This window comes from Daejeonella oryzae DSM 19973, assembly GCF_000422945.1.
Taxonomy (GTDB): Bacteria; Bacteroidota; Bacteroidia; order Sphingobacteriales; family Sphingobacteriaceae; genus Daejeonella; species Daejeonella oryzae.
The window spans coordinates 244,099-266,330 of sequence record NZ_KE383964.1 but is presented as its reverse complement, the minus strand read 5'-3'; the positions used below and the strand labels follow the sequence as shown (position 1 = coordinate 266,330).

Sequence of the window (22,232 nt, the reverse complement as noted above, 5' to 3'; positions counted from 1 at the left end):
ATGAAAGAATAATGTTAGCAAAAAGAATAATCCCCTGCCTGGATGTAAAAGATGGCAGAACCGTTAAGGGCGTTAATTTTGTAGATCTGAAAGATGCCGGCGATCCGGTGGAACTGGCCTGGCAATATTCTCAACAAGGTGCTGATGAGTTGGTGTTTCTGGATATAACTGCCACGCACGAACGCCGCAAAACCCTTGTAGAGCTTGTTAAATCAGTGGCCCGGCAAATTAATATTCCTTTTACTATTGGTGGCGGTATTAATGAAATAGCCGATGCAGACATCCTTTTGAATTCAGGAGCTGATAAGATTTCAATTAATTCTGCTGCCGTTCGCAATGCCAACCTAATTGATGAATTTGCTGCTGCTTTCGGAAAGCAATTTATTGTGGTTGCAGTTGACACTAAAAATATTAACGGGAAAAACTATGTCCATTTAAATGGCGGGCGTATTGCTACCGAAATGGAAACCGAAGATTGGATCATGCAGGCACAAGAAAGAGGTGCAGGCGAGATTCTCCTCACATCTATGGATCACGATGGAACGAAAGCCGGGTTTGATTGCGACTTATTAAAAAAAGTGAATAGCATGGTTTCAATACCAGTTATAGCATCCGGCGGAGCCGGAAACAGTCAGCATTTTGTAGATGTGTTTCAGCAATGCGATGTGGATGCTGCATTAGCGGCTTCTGTTTTTCATTACGGAGAGATTCTAATACCCGAATTAAAAATGATTTTAAAAGACAAACAGATCGAAATCAGATCCTAAATATTATATCATGAACATCGATTTTAATAAAAGCGGAGGGCTTATACCTGTTATTATTCAGGATGACCAAACTCTGGAAGTGCTGATGCTTGGCTATATGAATGAAGAAGCCTATGAACAAACTCTTTCTGAAAATGTAGTCACCTTTTTTTCACGTACTAAAAACCGGTTGTGGACCAAGGGAGAAGAAAGCGGAAATATTTTAAAAGTAACTTCCATAAAGCTGGATTGTGACAACGATACTTTACTGATAAAAGCCAACCCACACGGACCAACCTGCCATACCGGATCCAGAAGTTGCTTTTCTACAGATTTTAACCAAAACTTTCTTTTTAAACTGGAAGAGATCATTGATGATCGTTTTACAAATCCTGCCGAAGGATCTTATGTTAATAAATTACAAAAAAAAGGTCTGAATAAAATTGCTCAGAAAGTTGGCGAAGAAGGTGTTGAAACTGTAATTGCCGCCTTAAATGAAACCGAAGAAGACCTGATTAATGAGGCCTCAGATTTACTTTTCCATCTTTTAGTATTGCTCAGAGCCAAGGATTTGAAGCTGAAAACAATCGCCGAAAATCTGGAAAGAAGACATACTATAAAATAATTATTCCCGAATGAAAGTTGAACAATCCGGAATATTGGCGGGACATCAAAATCCGGTTTATACAGTAGAAGCTTCTCAAAAATCAGGCATTATTTTTACCGGAGGAAATGATAAAGGTGTTGTGGAATGGAGTCTGGATAGAAAAGAGTTTATTAAGGTAATTTTCCCCGTTCAAACGTCTGTTTATGCATTACACTGTCCAAATTTTGCGCCATTATTAATTTCGGGAGAACGCAGCGGGCAAATAAGTATATGGAATTTCGATCTGCAAAGTTTACAGCGTATTCCCTTGCATCACCATAAACCCATATTTGACATAAAATCTGTCAGTTCTAAAAAAGAATTACTGGCTTCATCAGAAGATGGAACTGTTTCGGTGTATAATCTTGATTCAAATCAAACTGATTATCCCCTTTTATACAGTTTCAAAGTTTCGAACGAAATGGTGCGGGCCATCAGTATCAGTCCTGATGAAAAACTGGCGGCTTTTGCATGTAAGGATAACAGTATCAGGATTTACGCTCTCGAAGATTACAGTTTAGTATATAATTTCCAGGCCCACAGTCTTCCTGTTACCTCTATTCAGTTTTCTCCGGATGGGAAATATTTATTCTCCGGTAGCAGAGATGCTCAGATAAATATATGGAACACCAGCGATTTCTCTCTTGAAAATTCAATTCCTGCACATTTATTTGCAATCTATTCTTTAGCTCTTCATCCCAGCAAACCATTCTTTGCAAGTGCCAGCCGTGATAAGAATATAAAGATATGGAGCACAGAAGATTTTTCTCTCAAAAAGATTATAAGTATTGAAAAAGGTTATCAAAGCCATCGGCATTCTATAAATAAAGTAATATGGGATGCCAATAATGAACAGCTGATATCCGTTAGTGATGATAAACTAGTCATGATCTGGGATGTTCAGATCGATGTTTAATCTCAATAATATCTTATGAAAATTTTAACAACTATCCTTTTGGGTGCTTCTTTATTATTCAGTGCGTGTGATAAAAAGGAATCAGTAATTGAAAATCAGCAGGGAACTATTCGCTTATTTAGTAATTCAGCATGCAATGTGTATATCCAGTTAGATGGCGGCCAAAATATTTATCCAGTAAATGCTGATAAAGTAGAAAGCTATTTATCGGAAGGCCGACGGGTTACTGTTAGCTATCGTACAGCTTCAGACTATGCTTCGCCTTGCTCCAATGCATCTTCTGCAATTATTGAAGAAATCAGGTAATCAGTTTTTAAAGCGCTTTATGATCCGTAACTGGTGAGTGTAGCGCTTTAATTCTTCACTATAAATTCCGGTAGTATCAATCTTATCAATTTTAACCCGGCCCGAAGCATGAATGATATGTTCATTATCCAGCATAATTCCTACGTGAATTATTCTTCCTTCTTCATTATCAAAAAAAGCAAGGTCGCCGGGTTTCGTTTCCTGTAAAAAATCTACCGGAAATCCCTGCAAAGCTTGTTGCCAGGCATCCCGCTGAATACGGATGCCAAATTGCTTAAAAACCATTTGAGTAAATCCGGAACAATCAATTCCGAAAACTGAGCGCCCGCCCCACAAATAAGGTGTATGGAGATAAAGCTTAGCAACATTCTCAATCTCATCTTTAAATGTATCTAAAACCGGATGGATGACTGCTTCCTTCCCGATAGAATATTTAGTGGCATTAATCACAAAAACACCGTCATTATATGCCGGCAAATTACTTCCGGCCACTAAATTTAAAACTTCATTTGCCTTAATATTTTTAACAGGATGATATACAAAAGGCCTTAAAATATTTTGCAGGTAATTCAACGCATTAAAGCTTGCCAAATCTGTTTCAACAAACTGTTTTGAATCAATCCAACCTTCATACTGATCATAGGAGGTAATAATGCGGGTCCATTTTTCAGTCATTTCTAATACTTCAAAATTATCTCCGAACAAAAGCTGTGAGATCATTTCACTTTTATCTGAAGCAGCGGCTCTTAAGGGTATTAAAGAAAGATTACAAACACCAAAAATTTGATTCATAGTCGCAAATAAACTAAATTTAGATTAAACATAGGAGTAATAATCTCCTGGGAATTAATATAAACTTTACCTTAAAACATCTGTTAGGAATTTATGATTAGTCCGGATAACCTTAAAAAAATTTTAATTGCTGTTGAAGACAGTATTTACTCTGACAGTGCTGTGAATTATGGCCTGGCGCTGGCTCGCAAATTTGGGGCAGAAGTAGTTCTGGTTCATGTAAATGAAATCCCAACGGCTACCCCATATATTGCCGACCCCATGTTAAATGAAACTTCATTTATGATGCCCGAAATGATGAATATTCAGGAGGAAGCCAGCAAAAAACTGTTTGAAAGAATTCAGGCTCAGGCCGGAGAAGGAATTGTATTGCATACTTACAGTAAAATAGGAACGCCAAAAGTTGAAATTTTAGCTACCGCAGATGAATGCAATGCTGATCTGATTATATTAGGTACGCACGGCAGAACCGGCTTTGATCATTTTATTTCCGGAAGCGTTTCTGAAAGTGTACTTCGCAAAAGTAAATGCCCGGTATTAATCATTCCAAGTAAAGATAAAGACCATACCGATGATGAATAATCATTGTACAAAAAAAGCTTTGATGACTCAAAGCTTTTTTTGTTAAGGGGTTAATTATTTATTTATTCCACATGAAGCCATGCTTTTTTGGCAAGTAATTCCTCTTCAGTTTCGCGAACATCCTCATTATCAACGCAACAGTCTACCGGACAAACAGCAGCACATTGAGGTTCATCATGAAATCCAACGCATTCTGTACATTTATCAGAAACGATATAATATACTTCATCTGAGATTGCCGGCTGCACTTCCCCTGCATCCATAACTTCACCAGTCGGGAAATTAATCATCCCTTTTAAATTGGTACCATCGGAGAAACGCCATGCGGCTCCCGCATCGTAAATAGCATTATTGGGGCATTCAGGTTCGCAAGCTCCACAGTTAATACACTCGTCGGTGATTTTAATTGCCATGTGTGTCTAAAAGTCTAATTCTAAAGTTATTTTTGTAGCGTAACAATCATTGCCACGTTACTGTTAAAACGGCACAAATATAACATTATTTGAGGGATTAAAGTTTGATGAATACAATTTTGACAAGCAAAAATAAGATTAATGCGCTGGTTCAACTCGGCTTAAAATTAAGAAACCCGGATGCAGAATTAACCAATCTGATAGATTCTGCAAAACACTTCAATGCCTGGTTTACACCTGAAAGCACAGGGAAGGCCATTGAATCAATCGCAGCAATGCTTAATGAAAAAGATCTTCAAAAATGGTTGAGTGATTCTATAGATATTGAACCCGAAAAAGCCAATCGAATTCAGTCAGTTGGATTGGTGCTGGCCGGAAACATTCCCCTGGTAGGTTTTCATGATATCCTTTGCGTTCTTGCCACGGGTAAAAAGGCATTAATAAAACTGTCTTCTCAGGATCAAAAGCTTATACCCTATATATTAAACCAGCTAATTAGTATTGAACCCGCTATTGCAGATCAAGTTGAATATATAGACCGCCTAAAAAACTTCGATGCTGTAATAGCTACAGGAAGCAACAATACCGCAAGATATTTTGAATATTATTTTAAGCATGTTCCGCATATTATCCGTAAAAATCGAAATAGTGCAGCGGTTATTCAAGGAACAGAAAATGCAGATCAACTGGCAGAACTTGGAAATGACATCTTTGATTACTTTGGGTTGGGCTGCAGAAATGTTTCAAAATTATACGTACCAAAAAATTACAATTTCAATTATTTTTTCGAATCAATTGAAAAGTTTAAAGGTATTGCAGATCATCACAAGTACATCAATAACTATGATTACAATAAGTCGATTTATCTGGTTAATCAGGACAAGCACCTGGACAATGGCTTCTTATTATTGAAAGAAGATACGCGTTTAGCTTCGCCCCTTGCAGTTTTGTATTATGAAGAATATGACAATCTAAATGATCTTAAAAGCAATCTGAATATTATTGCGGGGCAAATTCAATGTTTAGTATGTTCAGAAAATCTGGACTTAGGTTCTAACCAGGTTAATTTCGGCCAAAGCCAGCAACCTAAACTTTGGGACTATGCAGACAGCATTAATACTTTGGAATTTTTGAAAGATTTACCAAATTGATTTCCCTAAATTCATATTCCAGAATTTAAACCTAAGATGCTGTTCTTATACAGAAAACTATAACTTTACCGGCTTATGTATATCATCAAAGTAAAAGGGGTAGCCAAAATACCTGATTACGTTCAGCTTCGGGATGAAAAATTTACACTTTTAGCTTATTTCAGAGTTGACAGACCTGAAAAAGCATTAGATAAAGTTGGGCTGGGCAGCCATACTGACTACATAATGAACCAAATTAAAGATTTACCATTTGGTAAGATTTTAAAATTAGATATTTAAGAATGAGTGGTAATTCTATAATTAAACTTGACGGAGTTGATGTATATCAGCAAAAACACCTGGTTTTAACCAATGTTAATCTTCAAATTGATAAAGGCGAATTTGTTTTCTTAATCGGGCAAACCGGATCGGGTAAAAGTAGCTTATTGAAAATTATTTACGGCGACTTATTAATTGCCAACGGAGAAGGGAACGTAGCAGGATTTGAACTAAAAAAATTAAATGAAAAAGACATCCCCTACTTACGCCGTAAGCTTGGAATTGTTTTTCAGGATTTCCAGTTGTTAACAGACAGAACTATTGAGCAGAATCTTGATTTTGTGATGAAGGCTACCGGCTGGAATGACAAAACATTAATTGCCGAACGAATTAGAGATGTTCTTGATAAAGTCGGACTTCGTTCCAAAATAAAAAAAATGCCTCATGAACTTTCAGGAGGTGAACAGCAGCGAATTGTTATTGCCCGTGCATTATTAAATGACCCGGAAATTTTACTTGCCGATGAGCCTACAGGAAACTTAGATCCGGAAACTTCCGAAGAAATTGTAATGCTTCTGAAACAGATCAGTCAATCCGGTACGGCTGTGTTAATGGCCTCACATGATTATCATATCATCCGTACGTTTCCTTCCAGGATTATCAAATGCGAAGGGGGCTTAGTACATGAAGGTGCCCAAATTGTTTAATTATAGGAGCACCTTTTAACAAAAGCGATCATACTGTCAGTTTATTAATTTATCAGCCACATTAAGCTGTTTGAATGCAAATTGGCTGACAGCTTGACTGAAATTCATACTTGGCAAAAAAATTGTCAATCGAGTGAAAGAATAAGCCAGATTTTGGAAACTGATTTATAAGAGATGATCTCTGTTTATAAATTGCTGTATGAGTTACATATAGCAACAAATACATTAACTCATGAAATTTTCTGATATGTTGAAGAAAAAAAAGAATAGTGCCGAAGAAACTCAAAATCCTGACATTCAGGAACAACAGGAGATTCTGGAAGAAATACAGTTTGTAAATGATGCTCTTCAAAATCATAAAAATGATATGGAAGAAGGCCTAGAAGACGAAAAGGAAATTTCTCCTTCTCAGGAAGAGAAATTAAAGGCGGAAGTGGAAGAATGGAACAATAAATACCTTCGCCTATATGCAGAATTCGACAATTACAAACGTCGTACTGTTAAAGAAAGAATGGAATTATTACAAACTGCGGGTAAAGATGTAATTGTAGAATTACTTTCAGTATTGGATGATTTTGAAAGAGCAGGAAAAGCGATGGAAACTGCCAAAGATATTGAAGCAGTGAAAGAAGGCATGACACTTGTTCAGAATAAATTAAAAAACATCCTTACTCAAAAAGGATTGAAAGAAATGGAATCAAAAGGAAAAACTTTTGATGCAGACATCCACGAAGGGATTACGAGTATTCCTGCTCCTTCTGATGACATGAAGGGTAAAATTATTGATGAACTTGAAAAAGGATACTTTTTAAATGATAAAGTTATCCGTTTTGCGAAAGTGGTTATTGGAGCATAAAAAATAAATATCAGGGTCAGGAGAATAAAATAACTGTTTAAATCTGCCTTGATGAGTACAATTCATATATATTGATCTGATGATCCAGAGCCTTAAAACAGCAAAAAAGAGATCATCAATCTAACAAAAAAATGGCGAAGAGAGATTATTACGACGTTCTGGGTGTTTCAAGAAGTGCAAATGCTGATGAGATAAAAAAGGCTTATCGCAAAATGGCCATAAAATACCATCCGGATAAAAACCCCGGAGATAAACAGGCCGAAGAAAACTTTAAAGAGGCTGCAGAAGCTTACGAAGTTTTAAGCAATGCCGAGAAGAAACAGCGCTTTGACCAGTATGGTCACGCTGCCAATGCAGGAAGTGCAGCAGGTGGTGGATACGGCGGCGGAAATATGAACATGGATGATATTTTCAGTCAGTTTGGAGATATTTTTGGCGGCGGAGGAGGAAGTCCTTTTGATAGTTTCTTTGGAGGTGGTCAGCAATCTCGCGGTGGTGGCCGACGTGTTTCCCGCGGAAGCAATCTGCGCATTAAGGTTAAATTAACTCTTGAAGAAATAGCCAAAGGAACAGAGAAAAAGGTTAAAGTTAATAAGCAGGTAGTTTGTAATAATTGCGATGGCTCAGGAGCTAAAGACAAATCTTCTTTTCATACGTGCCATACCTGTGGCGGAAGCGGAGCGGTAAGACGTGTAACCAATACCATTTTGGGGCAAATGCAAACTACCAGCACCTGCCCTACGTGTAATGGTGAAGGAACGGAGATAACCGGAAAATGTACCGTTTGCCATGGCGAAGGTCTTACCAGAGGAGAAGAAACCATCACGATAAATATTCCTGCGGGGGTAAGTGAGGGAATGCAGCTTTCTATGAGCGGTAAAGGTAATGCTGCCCCCCGTGGTGGCGTTCCCGGAGATCTGATCATTCTGATTGAAGAATTACCTCATGAAAAGCTTAAACGGGAAGGAAATAATATAATTTACGATTTGCATATCAGCTTTATTGATGCTGCAATTGGATCTAGTGTTGAAGTTCCCACTATTGATGGAAAAGCAAAAATTAAAATAGAGCCTGGAACTCAGGGCGGTAAAATCTTACGTCTGAAAGCTAAAGGTGTGCCCGAAGTTAATTCATATCACCGCGGAGATCAGCTGATTTACGTGAACATCTGGACACCAAAGGTTTTATCAAAAGATGAAAGAGATCTGCTTGAAAAGTTGCAGAACTCTCCGAACTTTAAACCACAACCCGGTAAAAACGAAAAAAGCTTCTTCGACAAAATGAGGGAATATTTCGAATAAAATTAAAATCAAAAATCCTGTTACAAAATGACAGGATTTTTTTTGACCTATATACTCAGGTATATGAAAGTTTAAGAGTTTTATAAATCTCCCTGCTCCATTTTTGTCTGCTTTCGAGTACTAAATCACCTTTAGATTTTTTTATAACCTCGAAAACCATTTTTCGTAAACCTCCGGCTCCGGCGGCATTTCCATCCGGTGTCTTAAATTCATTTCCAATGATTTTAAGGTCTTTAACGTTAATGTTCCCTATTTCCCACAAATACCCGGTGGTGGGATTTTCATTAAGTTCAATTTTGATTCTGTCGCCCGCCTGAAGATCCAGATTTGCTCCATCATCCTTTTCGCCAATTTCTAAAAATGCCATAATATAATTTTATCTACAATCCAAATTTTCCAGAATCAACCCATTCACATTTTAACAGAACCCAGAAATCAACAGCCAGGCCTTTTAAAATATACTCATAAGGCAAATAACCATAGCCTTCCATTCCCCATTGCTCACCCCATGAATTTCTGATCATTAAAGCGCCGGTTGTTTTAACATCTCCATTTTTAATAACTATAGAATCATCATATCCAATAGCCACAATTGCATGGCCTCCAACTACTTTCTCGGTTTTAGCTGGGAAAGGTATTTGTCCATTCTGCCCGGTATATAAAGATGAATAACAGGTAAAACCAAACATTGAAGGTAAACCAGCCTGTAAATGTATTTTTACAGAATTTAATATAGTCTGCGGATCTGTTCCTATGGGGTCAAGCCGGTAATAGGATAAAGCCTGATAATTTTGAGCAATGGCATATAAAAATGCGCCCGGCTCTTCTTCGAATCGCTTGATATCATACGGCCAATACTTTTCCAATGCAATACCAAACATTGCCATAGCCGCCATTGTAGATCTCAAATACGCTCCTGTATCACCTTTCCAGTTTAAAAGATTGCGTGTTGTCTTGTATAAAAAGAGATGAGAGCCATCCAGATGTTTACCAAACGCCCTGTTTTCATAATATTCTACAACTCCAATTCCGGCATGGGCGGTACATGAGCCTAAAGGCCCCTGATTTTCAATTGGAGAACACCATTGCCTTAAATCTATTTTTGAGGGCGTTGTTTCTTTTTTTCGTGAACTCTTAATCCCTACGGAATTTAACATATCCTTTATAGAATCTTTTTGCCCTTTTACTTTTAATTTTTCAGATACCTGATCTGTTGAAATAGCATAATCACGGAAGTCAGGGTAATCCTTCATCCATCCCATTGAGTATTCCATAGCCTTTGTTTAAGCAATAATTTATAATCATTAATTTACAAATAAATAAGAAATTTATTTGTGTAAAAGCCTGTAAAACAATATAATGTACATACATGTGAAATTCTGGATAAACTAGAAACTGGCTTTAAATGACCTATCCGGAAAAACTGATTTTTACAAAATAATTTTTTAAGTACTGGCGAAATAAAACTGAATTAAACTTTATAAATTGAGAATATCCACCTCATGAGGCTCTTAGCAAGTTGATTTTTTGTTACCTTATTGTGCAATTTAATATCTATGATTTATGACCTACACTAACATAGATGAGATAATTTTTGAGTTAGAAACTATCATAGAAAATTGCGTTCAATCTAATAGCCGCATTGGTTACTTTGCTATTCTCTATTTGAAAGTTACCTGCCGGGTTAAAGAAGAAATTTCAAAAAAAAGTTTCCAGGATTGCATACGAATGGAAAAACTGGATATCGTTTTTGCACAGAGGTTTATTGAAGCTTATTATTCCTGGAAAAAATCTGAGCAAGTAACTGCTTCCTGGGAAATAGTTTTTAGAACTGCTACTTTACCTCAGCCCATTGTTATTCAGCATCTGCTGCTTGGAATAAATGCACACATCAATTTAGATTTAGGCATAGCCACTGTTGAAACCATGCAAAATGATTCATTTCAAAATATACGGCAGGATTTCAACAGTATAAATAATATCCTTAATGACATGATCAGTAAAGTTGAGGAAAATTTAGGAAAAGTTTCACCTGCTATACGCCTGCTTAATCTTCACAAAAAGAATTATGACGAAATGCTTGTTCAATTTAGTATTAAAACAGCACGGGAAGGTGCATGGATATTTGCGACTGAGCTGGCCGGCAAAACAGGTAAAGCATATGTGCAATGTATAGCTGAAAGGGATAAGAAAATTTCTTATTTAGGAAATTGCATTTCATTTCCAGGAAAATGGCTCCATTTAACACTCAAAATAATACGAATATTTGAATGGAGACAGCCATCTGAAATCATCAGAATTTTAAGAATTGTATAGCTAATATTATTTCCAATGCTGTAACTTATCAAAATAAAATTAATCTAAAATCAAAAACTACTTAAACAACTCAAAACTTTATGCTCAGTATACGAAATATTGTAAAGCAATATGCTAATCATCGTGCCTTAGATGATGTGAGTATTGAAATTGAAAAAGGCTCTATTTTTGGGCTTTTAGGTCCTAATGGAGCAGGCAAAACTTCTCTTATCCGGATTATTAATCAAATAACTGCTCCGGACTCAGGTGAAATTCTCATCAATGGTGAAAAATTAAACTCTTCGCATATCTCTCAAATTGGTTATTTGCCCGAAGAACGCGGACTTTATAAAAAAATGGAGATCGGCGAACAAATGTTATACCTCGCCCAATTAAAAGGTATGTCAAAAAGTGAGGCCACCAAAAAGATAAAATACTGGTTTGAGAAAATGTCAATGGAAACCTGGTGGAAAAAGAAGGTTGAGGATTTGAGTAAAGGGATGCAGCAAAAAGTTCAGTTTGTGGCCACTATTGTTCATGATCCCCAATTAATTATTCTGGATGAGCCATTTTCAGGGTTTGATCCGGTAAATGTCGAAATCATTACCAAAGAAATATTGGATCTGAATAAAAATGGCGCTACCATTATTTTCTCTACCCACCGTATGGAATCTGTAGAGAAACTGTGTGACAATATTGCCCTCATTCATAAATCTCATAAAATACTAGACGGGCGGGTAAAAGATATCAAGAATTCGTACCGCAATAATACGTACCGGATAGAGTTTTCTGCTCATAACAGCGACCTTAATCTTGAAACAGAAATCTTTGAAATTCTTGAACAAAAAGAGGTTGAAGAAGGAACACAAATAACGATAAAGATCAACGATAGCAGGAACTCAAATGATGTTTTAGCCTATCTTATTCCAAAAGTTCAGATTACTCAGATGAACGAAGTGATACCAAGTATCAATGATATTTTCATTCAAAATGTAACAACTCTTAATTAGCAAATTATGAATAAAATCTTACTCATTATACAGAGAGAATATTTTAGCAGGGTTAAAAAGAAATCATTTTTACTGATGACTTTCCTGGTGCCTACACTGTTTATAGCTATGTATGCGGTGGTTATTTTTATCTTCATAAAAGGTGACGATGATATAAAAAACATTCGCGTACTGGATGAATCCGGAGTGTTTGCCAACAATCTTCAGAATAAGAAAAACTTAGATTTTAAATATATAAGTGGCTCTTATAATCAGGCAAAGGAGGATCTTTTAAAATCAGATGCTGATTTTTTATTATACATTCCTAAAAGCTACGAGGCAAAAAATAGCATAGAAATTATTTCTGAAAAAAAACCAGGTTTAACCATTCTGGGAGATATTGAAGGTCAGATGGCAACTGTTCTTCAGAATAAAAGATTAATAGAAGCTGGTATTGACACCGCCATTATTAATAAAACCAAAGCAAAGGTATCCATCAGCGCAAAGCAATTAACTGCTGAAGGCGAGAAAGATGCCAGCGTAGGTGCTACTTTTGTAGTAGGATTTGTCGCCGCATTTTTAATCTATATTTCATTATTTATTTATGGAACGCAGGTTATGCGGGGAGTTATAGAAGAAAAAACTACCCGTATTATTGAGGTTATTGTATCCTCCGTTAAACCTTTTCAGCTCATGCTGGGAAAAATTTTAGGAATTGGAATGGTTGGTTTAACACAGTTTTTATTGTGGATCATACTTTCTGTCGGACTGGCAACAGTAGCGGGAACGCTCATTTTAAAATCGGATTCAAGTAAAGAAAAGATTGAACAGATGAAAAACAATCCGGACCAGGCTTTACAGCAAAGCGACGGGCGGGCAGATGCATTTTTAAACTTTTCCAAAGCAGCAGATACGGTAGATTTTCCCTACATCCTTACTACTTTCCTGTTTTATTTTTTAGGTGGTTATTTAATTTACAGTGCACTATTTGCCGCAGTGGGTTCGGCTGTTGACAATGAAACAGAAACGCAGCAATTCATGCTGCCCATTACGCTTCCTCTCATTTTTACTTTTATTATAGGGATGAATTTTATCGTCAATAATCCGGATAGTCCTCTCTCCTTCTGGCTTTCGATGATTCCATTTACATCTCCAATAGCAATGATGATCCGAATTCCTTTTGGAGTTCCGGTTTGGGAATTGGCTTTATCAATGGCGTTGCTGGTTGCTGGCTTCATATTTACCACATGGGTTGCTTCACGTATTTACCGGGTAGGAATTTTAATGTATGGTAAGAAAACCAGCTATAAAGAAATAGCGAAATGGTTTATGTATAAAGAGTAATTAAAATATTAATCAATGAAAGCAGCAGTTATAGATATCGGGACCAATACTTTTCATCTTTTAATTGCTGAAGGTAGAAGTTCCGGCATCTATAACTTTTTACATCAGGAAACAATCCCGGTTAAGTTAGGAGAAGGCGGAATTACAAAAGGAATTTTGACGGATGCGGCAATAGAAAGAGGGATTGCTGCAATCAAAAAATTTAAAGGTATTATCGAAGATCATCAGATTTCAAGCATTAAAATAATTGCTACGGCAGCTGTCAGATCCGCCTCTAACGGTCAAAAGTTTATCGACCGAGTTTATACCGAAACAGGTTTAAAGATTAACATAGTTAACGGAAATGAAGAAGCAGAACTCATTTACACAGGAGTTAAATGGGGTCTGAATCTAAAATCTGAAAAGTGCCTTATTATGGATATAGGAGGCGGAAGTGTTGAGTTTATCATCTGCAATTCTACCGGCTTAATCTGGAAAAAAAGTTATCCGATAGGTGCCGCCAAATTGATGGCCTTATATCATCGCAGTGATCCTATAAGCCCGGATGAAATTAAGACCATTCAAAACCATCTTGACGAAATTCTGGTTGAACTTCAGAAAGAATGCGCTTTACATTCTCCTCAATTGTTGATAGGCTCATCGGGAGCTTTCGAGACATTCGCAGAATTACTTGCCCGAAAATTTGCGAAAGAAGAGAACCCTCATTATCAAAAGGAATTTGAAATGAATGTAGGGCAGTTTAAGGAAATGGCTTCAGAATTACTCAGGAGTACCCATAATCAGCGGGCTTCAAATCCCGCAATAATTCCTGTGAGAGTAGACATGATTATTGTTTCAACTGTATTAACGCTTTATATTTTAGATAAACTACAACTTACCCAATTAAAACTTTCTGCTTATGCCTTAAAGGAAGGAGCCTTATTTCATTTACTTAATTGATTTTGAGTAGTAAAATCAGAGGTATATTTGCTTACATTATTATAATGAAGCATAAAAAAAACAAAACAGATACTATAAATAAATTCTCCGATTTCTTCTTCCCGGCCGGTAATAAAATCAAGCATCATGATGGTGCCCAAAATAAATCCCATACTTAGATAGGCCGGTGGAACTATTATTTGACTTTTCTTTATCCAGGCAAATTTTCCCTTACTAATCATCCAGGGAAGAATGACTCCGTAAATAAATAAAGCATATAAAGCCACGTGTTTTGTTTTCATCTTAAACATTCCCTGCAAAGTATTATGCAGATTTATTTCATTCTGATCACTGTATTTAGCAAATACACCTGTGGTTTCCATACCGAAAACCCGTTGTCCATAGCTGATTTCTTCGAGACCGGCAAATACATTAAATGCAAAAAATAAGATGAAAAACCAATGAAAATAGTGATACTTTTTTTTAATCCGGATGGCAATTAAAAGCGAAATAATTCCGGAAATAAGTAAACAAACAAAAGTCAGCCATTCAGCTATTCCGTCTTCCTGCAGAACAGAAAGGTATACTGACTTATTAATAAATAATATGATAAGGAAGGAAAAAATTAATAAAGGGAAAAGCAAGGTTGCTTTTTTCAGCTTTCCTGTTTTTTGTATTATATCATCCATATAATGAAATCTGATTTTCAATTAGTCCGCCAGAATGTTCAATTCTGCAAACAGCCGTTCTGTGGGCAACCCAACTACATTGGTATATGATCCAACAATTTTTTCAATACCTATTAAGCCAATCCATTCCTGTATACCGTACGCCCCGGCTTTATCCATTGGCTGACCTGTTGAGATATAATATCTGATCTGTTCTGGAGTAAGTGCTTTGAAATAAACTTCAGAAACTTCATAAAAGCTGTGAATTTTGTGATTTTTCAGCAAACTTACAGCGGTGATTACCTGGTGCATATTACCTGATAATGCAGATAATATTTCAAATGCATGCTCAGCATTTTCCGGTTTGCCCAAAATCCGCCCGTCAATACAAACCAATGTATCAGCCGTAATTACAATTTCATTGCTGATTGTTTCATCAAATGCTTTCGCTTTTTGCTCAGAAATAAATATCGCAATTTCTTCAGGAGAAAGTTCTTCTGGAAAAGATTCATCTACCTCTTTCAAAACTACCCGAAAATCAATTCCCATTAATTTTAGAAGTTCCTGACGGCGTGGAGATTTTGAAGCCAGAATAACCGGAGGTATGTTTTTGATCATAAAGAAATTTTAAAATTTTCAGGAAGAAGGTAAGCCATCTTTAGCAGATGGAGTTTCATTCATCCATTTATTCTGGAGCTTTAAAACCTTTTCAATTACATCTCTTACACAGCCTTTACCACCGTCTCTGTGAGAAATGTAAAGTGAGATTTCTTTAATTTCTGATACAGCATCTGCAGGACAAACCGGTATACCAGCCATTTGCATGGGGGGCAAATCAGGAATATCATCTCCCATATACATTACCTGTTCAGCTGACAGCGAATTTTTGGAAAGGAATTCTGAATATATTTCAGTTTTTGAATCGGCTCCTAAAAAAACCTCATCGATGCCTAAACCATTAAGACGAATCTTTACACCCTGTGAATGCCCACCAGAAATAACAGCAATTTTGAAACCCCGTTTTATGGCGAGTTGTAACGCATAACCATCTTTAATATTAAACTGGCGCAACTGCTCACCACTTTCGGTTACATGAACTATCCCATCGGTAAGAACACCATCCACATCAAATACGAATGCTTTGATGAATTTAAATTTTTCGAGCACCATTTAAACAGGAAGTTTAGTGGAATGATTTACATTCATTACTGCTGATTAATTCTGATTATCACGCCATTCATAAACCCATGCAGATTGAATCTGCTCTAAATGGCCTTCATTACATTCTTCACGAGTTCCTGCAAAATGTGGCAAAGTAAGTACCCATTCTACTAATTCGGTAAAACGAATACGATATATTTTTGATTCTCCGAATTCATCACCAAACTTCTCATAAAGTCCCATGGCAATATCTTCATGATCTTTCCAATAAATAGGCAATTCAAATTTATTTTGAGTCATATGGCTAGTAAATTAGGTTATAATATATTGGTAAAACGATGGTTAGTGACCTAAAAATTGGTTTTGATCCGGTAAGGTTACTTCAATATCTCCATCGACCACTACGCATTGGCAACCCAGCCTGGAAGTGATACGTGGATTAACTGCCCGGTCAATAAAATCTTCTTCCTTATCTGAAATTTCCTGAAGATTATCCATGCCCTGATTCACATAAACATGGCAGGTACTGCATCCGCAAACACCGCCACAATTATGCTGTAATTCTATACCATTATCAAGGCAAACATCTAAAACAGATTCGTTCTGGCTAATAGGCAATTCCACAGATTCTTTTCCCGCTTCCTCGAAATTGATTTTTATCTTATAAATACTCATTATGCCGCAAAATTAACAAATTTAACGGGGTCGTTAGCCCTGCTTATCATAATTGATGATACTCTGACTTATTTTCTCATACAATTCAAGAGTTGATTCATCCTGAAGCAATAATTCTTTTTGCTTTTCAAGTGTATTGTAGTCTTTACGAACAGCCGGACCGGTTTGCATATCTGCCGGATCGTTGGTTTGCACCTTTAATGCAGTTTCTAAAATTAATGGTCTTAGCACATCGAAACTGAGATTTTGAGTTTTCAACAACCTGGAGGCAAGTGCATACATGTGGTTGCTGAAATTTGAGGCAAATACAGCAGCGATGTGCAATGTTCTTCTTTCCAATGAATTTAACTCGATCACTTTTTCTGACAAGCGGTCTGCTATTCCCTTTAGAGTTGAAGTTACTTCTTCCGTATTTCCTTCTATAGCTATTGGAATTTGTCTGAAATCAACAGCCTTTGATTTAGAAAAAGTTTGCAATGGATAAAAAACTCCAATTCTGTCAGATATTCCATCCAGAATATTCATATCTGTAGTTCCGGACGTATGAATTACCAGCTGATCTGTTAATGAAAGACCGGCGGCAACTTCACGGATAGCATCATCTTTTACCGCAATAATATATAAGTCAGCAGTGGAGGTAATGTCTTCCAGTTTTTCTACCGCCTCGGCAGCTAATGAATCTGCAAGATGATAAGCATTTTCTAATTCGCGGCTGTAAACCTGCACTATATCCTGACCGGCCATTTTAAATGAGCGACCCAGATGTGTGGCCACATTTCCACTTCCCAAAAGCACAATTTTCATCTTAATAATATTGTAGTAATCCAGCCGATCTTTATCCTTTTTGGATCTAAGAATTATCAGCTAAGAAAATCAGGTAGTTTTATTTTCCTTGTTCCTTCTAAATATCGAAAGTAAAAATCCAACAACCATGATTATAGTACCGCCCCAAAACAGGTTAATGTAGGGAAACTCGATGGCTTTCATCACGATCCATGTTTTTTCAACTTTGGGTTTCTGATAAACCTGTAATTCCAATTTATCTCTGTCTGGATATACATTAGTAAATCTTACTTTCAAACCAACTTCTTCAACAGTTTTACCGAAATCATACAGAGAGCCCCCTTTTAATAAATACACAGGCTCTGCAGTATATTTTTTACCCTCAGTGTTCACTTCAACCTGCATGCCGATAGCTACATCGCCACTGGCAACCGGAATATTTTGAATGCTGGCGTTTCGGTTAATGGCTTTTACAACCATAAATCCATCGCGATAGCGAACCGTATCTCCTACGTTAACTTCATGAATAACCGGTTTTTCATAATTCTCTTCGTCCGTGTGTCCTTCATGATCGGCATGTGTTTCTTCTTTCAATGGAACACTGCTTACGTGTGTATAAATATCATGAAACAGATAATGTCTTGTATCCGGTGAGGCAATGATCTGTTTCATCTTCGCATTTTGCTGCGCATTTGGATAGAGATCAAAATTCTCTTTTATCTTACCTGTTTTTTCATCTATTACCTGATAATTTACCCGATAATATGTATTCACGCCTTCTGTAGAATCGCCACGATAAGTTACAGTGTAGCGATCCATTTTAATCGGCTCATCCTTGTAAAGAAGAATATTTTCTTTAGGATCATTGCTTTTAGCAAATTCATCTCCAAAGCCCCCACCTGTATTATTGATAGAAACAGTTTTACTTGTGGCAGCGGCAACAAGCGCACCGATAAGCAGCATGGCAAAACCAATATGAGCAACTGAAGAACCAGCCAGTTTCCATTTCCCTTTTAGAGCTTCGCCAAGTATTTTAGCGTTTGCAATAATAGAAAATACTGATGCATAGGTCAGCAAAATATACATTGCATTATTGTATACTTTAGTTATGTATACCGCAATTGCTGTAACAATTAGTGCTGCAATCAATGATACAGCAATACTGATAAAGAACTTTCGGATATCGGTATTCTTGTATTTTAAAAACTGCGAAAAAGCAGATATCATGGCTATAACGATGGCAAAAGGAACCTGCCATTTATTATAATGCTTTATAACATCTGCCGGAGGCGCAACTTTAGTCCCGAAAACTGCATTAAATACAGGGATTGATGTTGTAGCGATGATTTGCACACAAGCGATAGTCAGAATTAACGCACCAATAAAAAGCCAGAATTCACGGGAATAAGTTTCCTCATCTTTTTTAGTAATCGGAAGTTCTTTCCAGCGGTAAATAATTAAGCCAACAGATAGAAATAAGAAGGTTAGCATGTATATAACCAAATGCCAGAACATTCCAAGATCCGTAAAAGCATGAACAGAAGTTTCACCTAAAATTCCGCTTCGGGTTAAAAAAGAAGCATACAGCACCATGAAAAAACTGATCAGAACCAGGAAAGTTGCTGTAAAATATGAGTGTCCGGAATTTTTATAAGCGATTAAAACATGTATTGCGGCAATTAAAGTAAGCCACGGAATGATCGATGCATTTTCTACAGGATCCCATGCCCAGAAGCCACCAAAGTTAAGAGCTTCGTAGGCCCAGAATGAACCCATAATAATTCCTGTTCCCAAGATCATTACAGCGAACAAAGCCCAGGGTAAAGCAACTTTAACCCATTCGCTGTATCGTTTTTCCCAAAGACCCGCTATTGCGTATGCAAACGGAATAATCATGGAAGCAAAACCAAGGAATAAAGTAGGAGGATGAATTACCATCCAGTAATTTTGAAGCAATGGATTTAAGCCGTTTCCATCCTGAATGAGACTTAAATAATCGGGACGTGAAAATATCGGACCTTCAATTGCATCGCGTAAAAGAATAAATGGAGAACTTCCGATGCGGATATCGAAAATTTCAATTCCAATAAGCATCGATGCCAGAAATGTTTGTGAAAACATAACTGTAGTCATCACAGAACCTTCCCACGATTTACCTTTCCAGAAAATAACACTTCCTAAAACACCCTGCCAGAACATCCAAAGCCAAAAACTTCCTTCCTGTCCTTCCCAAAAACTGGATATTATATAATAAACCGGAAGTGTTTTAGATGAATGTGCCCATGCATAGTGATACTCAAACAGGTGGTTGTAAATGATATAAAATAAGCAGGAACCTATACCGATTATAGCCAGCAAATTTAGCAGAAAGGCAATACGCCCAATTCGCTGCCAGGATGCGGCAAGCAAATTAAACTCACCTCCAAGAGGGCTTTTATTTTTATTTACAGTTGCAAAGTAATAGCTGATTGTTGCAAGAAGAGCAGAACAAAACGAAAGTATAACGAAGAACTGACCTAACTTACCAGGAAGAAGGTTTTCTCCAACAAATTGTATATCCATTTATAATTTAACTTTTTACGGTAACAGCATTGGCTTCCGTGACCTCTATCTGGTCTTTTGTATATTTTGAGGGGCACTTCATCAGTATTTTAGAAGCGTGAAACTCATTTCCTACCATTTTACCGGTTAGCACGATTTGCTCGGAGCGTTCAAAATCCTGAGGTTTTGTTCCATTAAAAACAACTTTGCATTCTCCGCCTTTATTATCTTTCATATAAAAAGCAAAATAATTAGCGTCTTGCTGAGGCTTATAGAATAATTCTTTCTCTTTATTTAACTGTCCAACCACATGCAATTCTGATTGCGTATCGCGGGCATCAGTAAAGTTACCATAAGTACTGGAATCTGCATAAGTGCTTATGATAACGCAGATAGCAATTGCAATAATTACAATTCCTACTATCGAGCTCTTCTTCATATTTAATTTGCTTAAACGATTAGTCTATGCGGTTACAAAAGTACAAAATACTACACTTTAGCCCTAACTATAACAACATTGTTATTTATTAAGAACCATTCTAAATAAGAAAACAAAAAGGGCAGCTGAATAAACCGCTGCCCTTTTTAATATGTTCTGAATTATATTTGATCAGGGCCAGATTCCCATATTCATATAAGAAACAGCGATTTTATCAATAGAACTAACAAAAGCAGCAGTTCTTAAACTATCTATTTTAGGATTGTTCATTTTGATTTCGCGAATTTCATGGTAAGAGCGAATCATGGTATCTTCCAAACCAGAATTAACCAATTCTAATTCTGTAGCACCTTTAATAATCAGATTACGCTGAACGCTATCTAAGGTAACACCGGTAGTTTTTTCTACCATATTAACCAGATTCCGGTTAGCGGTTTCTTCGTAACGCTTATCCATACGGCCAAATGCCACGTGAGAAAGATTTTTCAACCACTCAAAATAAGATACAGTTACACCGCCGGCGTTACAGTACATATCCGGAATGATGATACATCCGCGTTCGATAAAGGCTGCAGCTGCTGCCGGAGTTGTTGGACCGTTAGCACCTTCGGCAATAATCTTTGCCTTGATGTTGCCAATATTATGTTCTGTGATTTGGTTTTCTAATGCTGCCGGCACCAATATATCGCATAGCTGCTCTAAACCTTCGGATGAATTTGTAAATTCTACCTGCGCTCCGCTAAATCCTAAGATAGATCCGGTTGATTTACGGTGATTAAATACATCATCAAGATCTAAACCGTTTTCATTATAAATTGCACCTTCGTACTCGCAAAATCCAACAACCGTAGCTCCAAATTCAATCAGATATTTTGCAGAATGATATCCTACGTTACCTAATCCCTGCACAATTACCTTTTTTCCATCTAAACCGGGAGTTAATCCCAATTTAATCATATCCTCAGCTACGTCTACACATTCCCTGATAGATATTGCAACACCACGTCCGGTAGCTTCTCTTCTTCCGGCAATACCGTGTAATGCCAATGGCTTTCCGGTAACACAACCCAAAGCATCTAACTGACCAGGGTTCATGGTTTGATAAGTATCCGCAATCCAGCTCATTTCACGTTCGCCTGATCCATAATCCGGCGCAGGTACGTCAATACCGGGACCAATAAAGTTTTTCTTAATCAGTTCTACCGTATAACGGCGGGTAATATTTTCTAATTCGGCTACAGTATAATTTTTAGGATTAATTTTAATACCGCCTTTTGCACCACCAAAAGGAACATTTACAATAGCACACTTATAGCTCATAAGGGCGGCCAAAGCCATTACTTCATCCTCATTCACCATATCACTGTAACGGATACCACCTTTTGTAGGCGATTTATGATGAGAATGTTCAACACGCCATGCATCAATTACCTCAAATCCGTTGCCCCTTCTTATCGGGAAACGAAAGCGGTAAACGCTGTTACATGATCTGATCTGGTCCAGCAATCCTTCGGGATGCGAAGTGAACTGGGCTGCATGATCAAAGAACTCGCACACATCACCAAAAAAATTGGTTTCTAAATGGGCAGTTTCTGTAGACTTAGCCATAACTATTTCTTAGAGTTTATAGATTTAATTGTTTTTCTGACGCAAATTTGAGTTAAAAAAAAGGATTCCTGCAAATGAAAAAATCTTAGTGTATGTGTTACACTCCCGGTTTTTTCATTAAAATCCAGATTTAAATA

General features: G+C 37.0%; 27 protein-coding genes. 14 read left to right on the top strand and 13 right to left on the bottom strand.

Going from position 1 to position 22,232, the window contains the following annotated elements; translation table 11 throughout:
* The first annotated feature begins 11 nt into the window (after nucleotides 1-11).
* The 4 genes from hisF to G521_RS0114315 are packed head-to-tail and all read left to right on the top strand — an operon-like array spanning nucleotide 12 to nucleotide 2,614.
* On the top strand, nucleotides 12-767 hold the full coding sequence (hisF, locus tag G521_RS0114330) for an imidazole glycerol phosphate synthase subunit HisF (RefSeq protein WP_026899138.1): 756 nt from the start codon (nucleotides 12-14) through the stop codon (nucleotides 765-767).
* Nucleotides 768-777: 10 nt separating this feature from the next.
* Nucleotides 778-1,371 (top strand): bifunctional phosphoribosyl-AMP cyclohydrolase/phosphoribosyl-ATP diphosphatase HisIE, encoded by a 594-nt coding sequence (gene hisIE, locus G521_RS0114325; RefSeq protein WP_026899137.1) that lies wholly within the window; start codon nucleotides 778-780, stop codon nucleotides 1,369-1,371.
* A gap of 10 nt (nucleotides 1,372-1,381) precedes the next feature.
* Nucleotides 1,382-2,308 carry a WD40 repeat domain-containing protein gene (locus tag G521_RS0114320; RefSeq protein WP_026899136.1) on the top strand — a complete coding sequence of 309 codons (927 nt, stop codon included), beginning with the start codon at nucleotides 1,382-1,384 and terminating at the stop codon, nucleotides 2,306-2,308.
* A gap of 15 nt (nucleotides 2,309-2,323) precedes the next feature.
* Complete coding sequence (locus tag G521_RS0114315) at nucleotides 2,324-2,614, top strand: hypothetical protein (protein WP_026899135.1); 291 nt, start codon at nucleotides 2,324-2,326, stop codon at nucleotides 2,612-2,614.
* Here G521_RS0114315 and G521_RS0114310 read toward each other — a convergent pair whose 3' ends face one another.
* Nucleotides 2,615-3,406, bottom strand: a complete 792-nt coding sequence (locus G521_RS0114310) for a C40 family peptidase (protein ID WP_051189777.1) — start codon at nucleotides 3,404-3,406, stop codon at nucleotides 2,615-2,617.
* Nucleotides 3,407-3,499: 93 nt separating this feature from the next.
* Here G521_RS0114310 and G521_RS0114305 point away from each other — a divergent pair, with 93 nt between their 5' ends.
* Nucleotides 3,500-3,988, top strand: coding sequence for a universal stress protein (locus tag G521_RS0114305; protein ID WP_026899133.1), 489 nt, complete (start codon nucleotides 3,500-3,502; stop codon nucleotides 3,986-3,988).
* 62 nt (nucleotides 3,989-4,050) lie between these two features.
* Here the strand turns inward: G521_RS0114305 and G521_RS0114300 are convergent, their stop codons facing one another.
* Nucleotides 4,051-4,401: a 4Fe-4S binding protein gene (locus G521_RS0114300; RefSeq protein ID WP_026899132.1), complete on the bottom strand. Its 351-nt coding sequence runs from the start codon at nucleotides 4,399-4,401 to the stop codon at nucleotides 4,051-4,053.
* Between the two features lie 107 nt (nucleotides 4,402-4,508).
* Here G521_RS0114300 and G521_RS0114295 point away from each other — a divergent pair, with 107 nt between their 5' ends.
* The 5 genes from G521_RS0114295 (at nucleotide 4,509) to dnaJ (ending at nucleotide 8,674) form a co-directional block, all read left to right on the top strand.
* Entirely contained in the window at nucleotides 4,509-5,552 is a 1,044-nt protein-coding gene (locus G521_RS0114295; RefSeq protein ID WP_185095053.1) for an acyl-CoA reductase, read from the top strand.
* A 75-nt stretch (nucleotides 5,553-5,627) separates the two neighbouring features.
* Nucleotides 5,628-5,831: a hypothetical protein gene (locus tag G521_RS0114290; RefSeq protein WP_026899130.1), complete on the top strand. Its 204-nt coding sequence runs from the start codon at nucleotides 5,628-5,630 to the stop codon at nucleotides 5,829-5,831.
* Nucleotides 5,832-5,833: 2 nt separating this feature from the next.
* On the top strand, nucleotides 5,834-6,517 hold the full coding sequence (locus G521_RS0114285) for a cell division ATP-binding protein FtsE (RefSeq protein WP_026899129.1): 684 nt from the start codon (nucleotides 5,834-5,836) through the stop codon (nucleotides 6,515-6,517).
* Between the two features lie 232 nt (nucleotides 6,518-6,749).
* Nucleotides 6,750-7,373, top strand: a complete 624-nt coding sequence (locus G521_RS0114280; protein ID WP_245580878.1) for a nucleotide exchange factor GrpE — start codon at nucleotides 6,750-6,752, stop codon at nucleotides 7,371-7,373.
* Between the two features lie 131 nt (nucleotides 7,374-7,504).
* On the top strand, nucleotides 7,505-8,674 hold the full coding sequence (dnaJ, locus tag G521_RS0114275; RefSeq protein WP_026899127.1) for a molecular chaperone DnaJ: 1,170 nt from the start codon (nucleotides 7,505-7,507) through the stop codon (nucleotides 8,672-8,674).
* Between the two features lie 55 nt (nucleotides 8,675-8,729).
* On the opposite strand, the gene G521_RS0114270 is transcribed toward dnaJ, so the two are convergent.
* Nucleotides 8,730-9,041, bottom strand: a complete 312-nt coding sequence (locus tag G521_RS0114270) for a protease inhibitor I42 family protein (protein WP_026899126.1) — start codon at nucleotides 9,039-9,041, stop codon at nucleotides 8,730-8,732.
* A 13-nt stretch (nucleotides 9,042-9,054) separates the two neighbouring features.
* A complete protein-coding gene (locus G521_RS0114265; RefSeq protein WP_026899125.1) occupies nucleotides 9,055-9,948 on the bottom strand; it encodes a C1 family peptidase in 894 nt (297 codons plus the stop codon).
* Between the two features lie 289 nt (nucleotides 9,949-10,237).
* Here G521_RS0114265 and G521_RS0114260 point away from each other — a divergent pair, with 289 nt between their 5' ends.
* From G521_RS0114260 to G521_RS0114245, 4 genes are all read left to right on the top strand, one after another.
* Nucleotides 10,238-10,990, top strand: coding sequence for a DUF5995 family protein (locus G521_RS0114260; RefSeq protein WP_026899124.1), 753 nt, complete (start codon nucleotides 10,238-10,240; stop codon nucleotides 10,988-10,990).
* A gap of 80 nt (nucleotides 10,991-11,070) precedes the next feature.
* Nucleotides 11,071-11,979, top strand: coding sequence for an ABC transporter ATP-binding protein (locus G521_RS0114255; RefSeq protein WP_026899123.1), 909 nt, complete (start codon nucleotides 11,071-11,073; stop codon nucleotides 11,977-11,979).
* Nucleotides 11,980-11,985: 6 nt separating this feature from the next.
* A complete protein-coding gene (locus G521_RS0114250) occupies nucleotides 11,986-13,302 on the top strand; it encodes an ABC transporter permease (RefSeq protein WP_026899122.1) in 1,317 nt (438 codons plus the stop codon).
* 15 nt (nucleotides 13,303-13,317) lie between these two features.
* Entirely contained in the window at nucleotides 13,318-14,241 is a 924-nt protein-coding gene (locus tag G521_RS0114245) for a Ppx/GppA phosphatase family protein (protein ID WP_026899121.1), read from the top strand.
* Here the strand turns inward: G521_RS0114245 and G521_RS0114240 are convergent.
* The 9 genes from G521_RS0114240 to G521_RS0114200 form a co-directional block, all read right to left on the bottom strand.
* Complete coding sequence (locus G521_RS0114240) at nucleotides 14,226-14,909, bottom strand: hypothetical protein (protein WP_026899120.1); 684 nt, start codon at nucleotides 14,907-14,909, stop codon at nucleotides 14,226-14,228. The genes G521_RS0114245 and G521_RS0114240 overlap by 16 nt on opposite strands.
* 21 nt (nucleotides 14,910-14,930) lie before the next feature.
* Nucleotides 14,931-15,506: a Maf family protein gene (locus tag G521_RS0114235; protein WP_026899119.1), complete on the bottom strand. Its 576-nt coding sequence runs from the start codon at nucleotides 15,504-15,506 to the stop codon at nucleotides 14,931-14,933.
* Between the two features lie 18 nt (nucleotides 15,507-15,524).
* On the bottom strand, nucleotides 15,525-16,058 hold the full coding sequence (locus G521_RS0114230) for a KdsC family phosphatase (protein ID WP_026899118.1): 534 nt from the start codon (nucleotides 16,056-16,058) through the stop codon (nucleotides 15,525-15,527).
* A 45-nt stretch (nucleotides 16,059-16,103) separates the two neighbouring features.
* A complete protein-coding gene (iscX, locus tag G521_RS0114225) occupies nucleotides 16,104-16,349 on the bottom strand; it encodes a Fe-S cluster assembly protein IscX (protein ID WP_026899117.1) in 246 nt (81 codons plus the stop codon).
* Nucleotides 16,350-16,391: 42 nt separating this feature from the next.
* Entirely contained in the window at nucleotides 16,392-16,724 is a 333-nt protein-coding gene (locus tag G521_RS0114220; protein ID WP_026899116.1) for a 2Fe-2S iron-sulfur cluster-binding protein, read from the bottom strand.
* A gap of 33 nt (nucleotides 16,725-16,757) precedes the next feature.
* Nucleotides 16,758-17,528 (bottom strand): Rossmann-like and DUF2520 domain-containing protein, encoded by a 771-nt coding sequence (locus G521_RS0114215; protein ID WP_026899115.1) that lies wholly within the window; start codon nucleotides 17,526-17,528, stop codon nucleotides 16,758-16,760.
* Between the two features lie 69 nt (nucleotides 17,529-17,597).
* The gene (locus G521_RS0114210) at nucleotides 17,598-20,069 is read right to left on the bottom strand and encodes a heme lyase CcmF/NrfE family subunit (protein WP_026899114.1); all 2,472 of its coding nucleotides are present in this window, start codon (nucleotides 20,067-20,069) and stop codon (nucleotides 17,598-17,600) included.
* A 7-nt stretch (nucleotides 20,070-20,076) separates the two neighbouring features.
* Nucleotides 20,077-20,487: a cytochrome c maturation protein CcmE domain-containing protein gene (locus G521_RS0114205; protein ID WP_026899113.1), complete on the bottom strand. Its 411-nt coding sequence runs from the start codon at nucleotides 20,485-20,487 to the stop codon at nucleotides 20,077-20,079.
* 171 nt (nucleotides 20,488-20,658) lie between these two features.
* On the bottom strand, nucleotides 20,659-22,095 hold the full coding sequence (locus G521_RS0114200) for a Glu/Leu/Phe/Val family dehydrogenase (RefSeq protein ID WP_026899112.1): 1,437 nt from the start codon (nucleotides 22,093-22,095) through the stop codon (nucleotides 20,659-20,661).
* Nucleotides 22,096-22,232: the final 137 nt, after the last annotated feature.

What these genes read in the sequence shown, in the direction of transcription:
- G521_RS0114295 (WP_185095053.1), top strand. Translation starts at nt 4,509, where the DNA reads ATGAATACAATTTTGACAAGCAAAAATAAGATTAATGCGCTGGTTCAA.
- G521_RS0114310 (WP_051189777.1), bottom strand. Translation starts at nt 3,406, where the DNA reads ATGAATCAAATTTTTGGTGTTTGTAATCTTTCTTTAATACCCTTAAGA.
- G521_RS0114230 (WP_026899118.1), bottom strand. Translation starts at nt 16,058, where the DNA reads ATGGTGCTCGAAAAATTTAAATTCATCAAAGCATTCGTATTTGATGTG.
- G521_RS0114210 (WP_026899114.1), bottom strand. Translation starts at nt 20,069, where the DNA reads ATGGATATACAATTTGTTGGAGAAAACCTTCTTCCTGGTAAGTTAGGT.
- G521_RS0114255 (WP_026899123.1), top strand. Translation starts at nt 11,071, where the DNA reads ATGCTCAGTATACGAAATATTGTAAAGCAATATGCTAATCATCGTGCC.
- G521_RS0114235 (WP_026899119.1), bottom strand. Translation starts at nt 15,506, where the DNA reads ATGATCAAAAACATACCTCCGGTTATTCTGGCTTCAAAATCTCCACGC.
- G521_RS0114300 (WP_026899132.1), bottom strand. Translation starts at nt 4,401, where the DNA reads ATGGCAATTAAAATCACCGACGAGTGTATTAACTGTGGAGCTTGCGAA.
- G521_RS0114250 (WP_026899122.1), top strand. Translation starts at nt 11,986, where the DNA reads ATGAATAAAATCTTACTCATTATACAGAGAGAATATTTTAGCAGGGTT.
- G521_RS0114220 (WP_026899116.1), bottom strand. Translation starts at nt 16,724, where the DNA reads ATGAGTATTTATAAGATAAAAATCAATTTCGAGGAAGCGGGAAAAGAA.
- hisIE (WP_026899137.1), top strand. Translation starts at nt 778, where the DNA reads ATGAACATCGATTTTAATAAAAGCGGAGGGCTTATACCTGTTATTATT.
- dnaJ (WP_026899127.1), top strand. Translation starts at nt 7,505, where the DNA reads ATGGCGAAGAGAGATTATTACGACGTTCTGGGTGTTTCAAGAAGTGCA.
- G521_RS0114280 (WP_245580878.1), top strand. Translation starts at nt 6,750, where the DNA reads ATGAAATTTTCTGATATGTTGAAGAAAAAAAAGAATAGTGCCGAAGAA.
- G521_RS0114215 (WP_026899115.1), bottom strand. Translation starts at nt 17,528, where the DNA reads ATGAAAATTGTGCTTTTGGGAAGTGGAAATGTGGCCACACATCTGGGT.
- G521_RS0114315 (WP_026899135.1), top strand. Translation starts at nt 2,324, where the DNA reads ATGAAAATTTTAACAACTATCCTTTTGGGTGCTTCTTTATTATTCAGT.
- G521_RS0114305 (WP_026899133.1), top strand. Translation starts at nt 3,500, where the DNA reads ATGATTAGTCCGGATAACCTTAAAAAAATTTTAATTGCTGTTGAAGAC.
- G521_RS0114240 (WP_026899120.1), bottom strand. Translation starts at nt 14,909, where the DNA reads ATGGATGATATAATACAAAAAACAGGAAAGCTGAAAAAAGCAACCTTG.
- G521_RS0114260 (WP_026899124.1), top strand. Translation starts at nt 10,238, where the DNA reads ATGACCTACACTAACATAGATGAGATAATTTTTGAGTTAGAAACTATC.
- G521_RS0114200 (WP_026899112.1), bottom strand. Translation starts at nt 22,095, where the DNA reads ATGGCTAAGTCTACAGAAACTGCCCATTTAGAAACCAATTTTTTTGGT.
- G521_RS0114265 (WP_026899125.1), bottom strand. Translation starts at nt 9,948, where the DNA reads ATGGAATACTCAATGGGATGGATGAAGGATTACCCTGACTTCCGTGAT.
- hisF (WP_026899138.1), top strand. Translation starts at nt 12, where the DNA reads ATGTTAGCAAAAAGAATAATCCCCTGCCTGGATGTAAAAGATGGCAGA.
- G521_RS0114245 (WP_026899121.1), top strand. Translation starts at nt 13,318, where the DNA reads ATGAAAGCAGCAGTTATAGATATCGGGACCAATACTTTTCATCTTTTA.
- G521_RS0114320 (WP_026899136.1), top strand. Translation starts at nt 1,382, where the DNA reads ATGAAAGTTGAACAATCCGGAATATTGGCGGGACATCAAAATCCGGTT.
- G521_RS0114290 (WP_026899130.1), top strand. Translation starts at nt 5,628, where the DNA reads ATGTATATCATCAAAGTAAAAGGGGTAGCCAAAATACCTGATTACGTT.
- iscX (WP_026899117.1), bottom strand. Translation starts at nt 16,349, where the DNA reads ATGACTCAAAATAAATTTGAATTGCCTATTTATTGGAAAGATCATGAA.
- G521_RS0114285 (WP_026899129.1), top strand. Translation starts at nt 5,834, where the DNA reads ATGAGTGGTAATTCTATAATTAAACTTGACGGAGTTGATGTATATCAG.
- G521_RS0114270 (WP_026899126.1), bottom strand. Translation starts at nt 9,041, where the DNA reads ATGGCATTTTTAGAAATTGGCGAAAAGGATGATGGAGCAAATCTGGAT.
- G521_RS0114205 (WP_026899113.1), bottom strand. Translation starts at nt 20,487, where the DNA reads ATGAAGAAGAGCTCGATAGTAGGAATTGTAATTATTGCAATTGCTATC.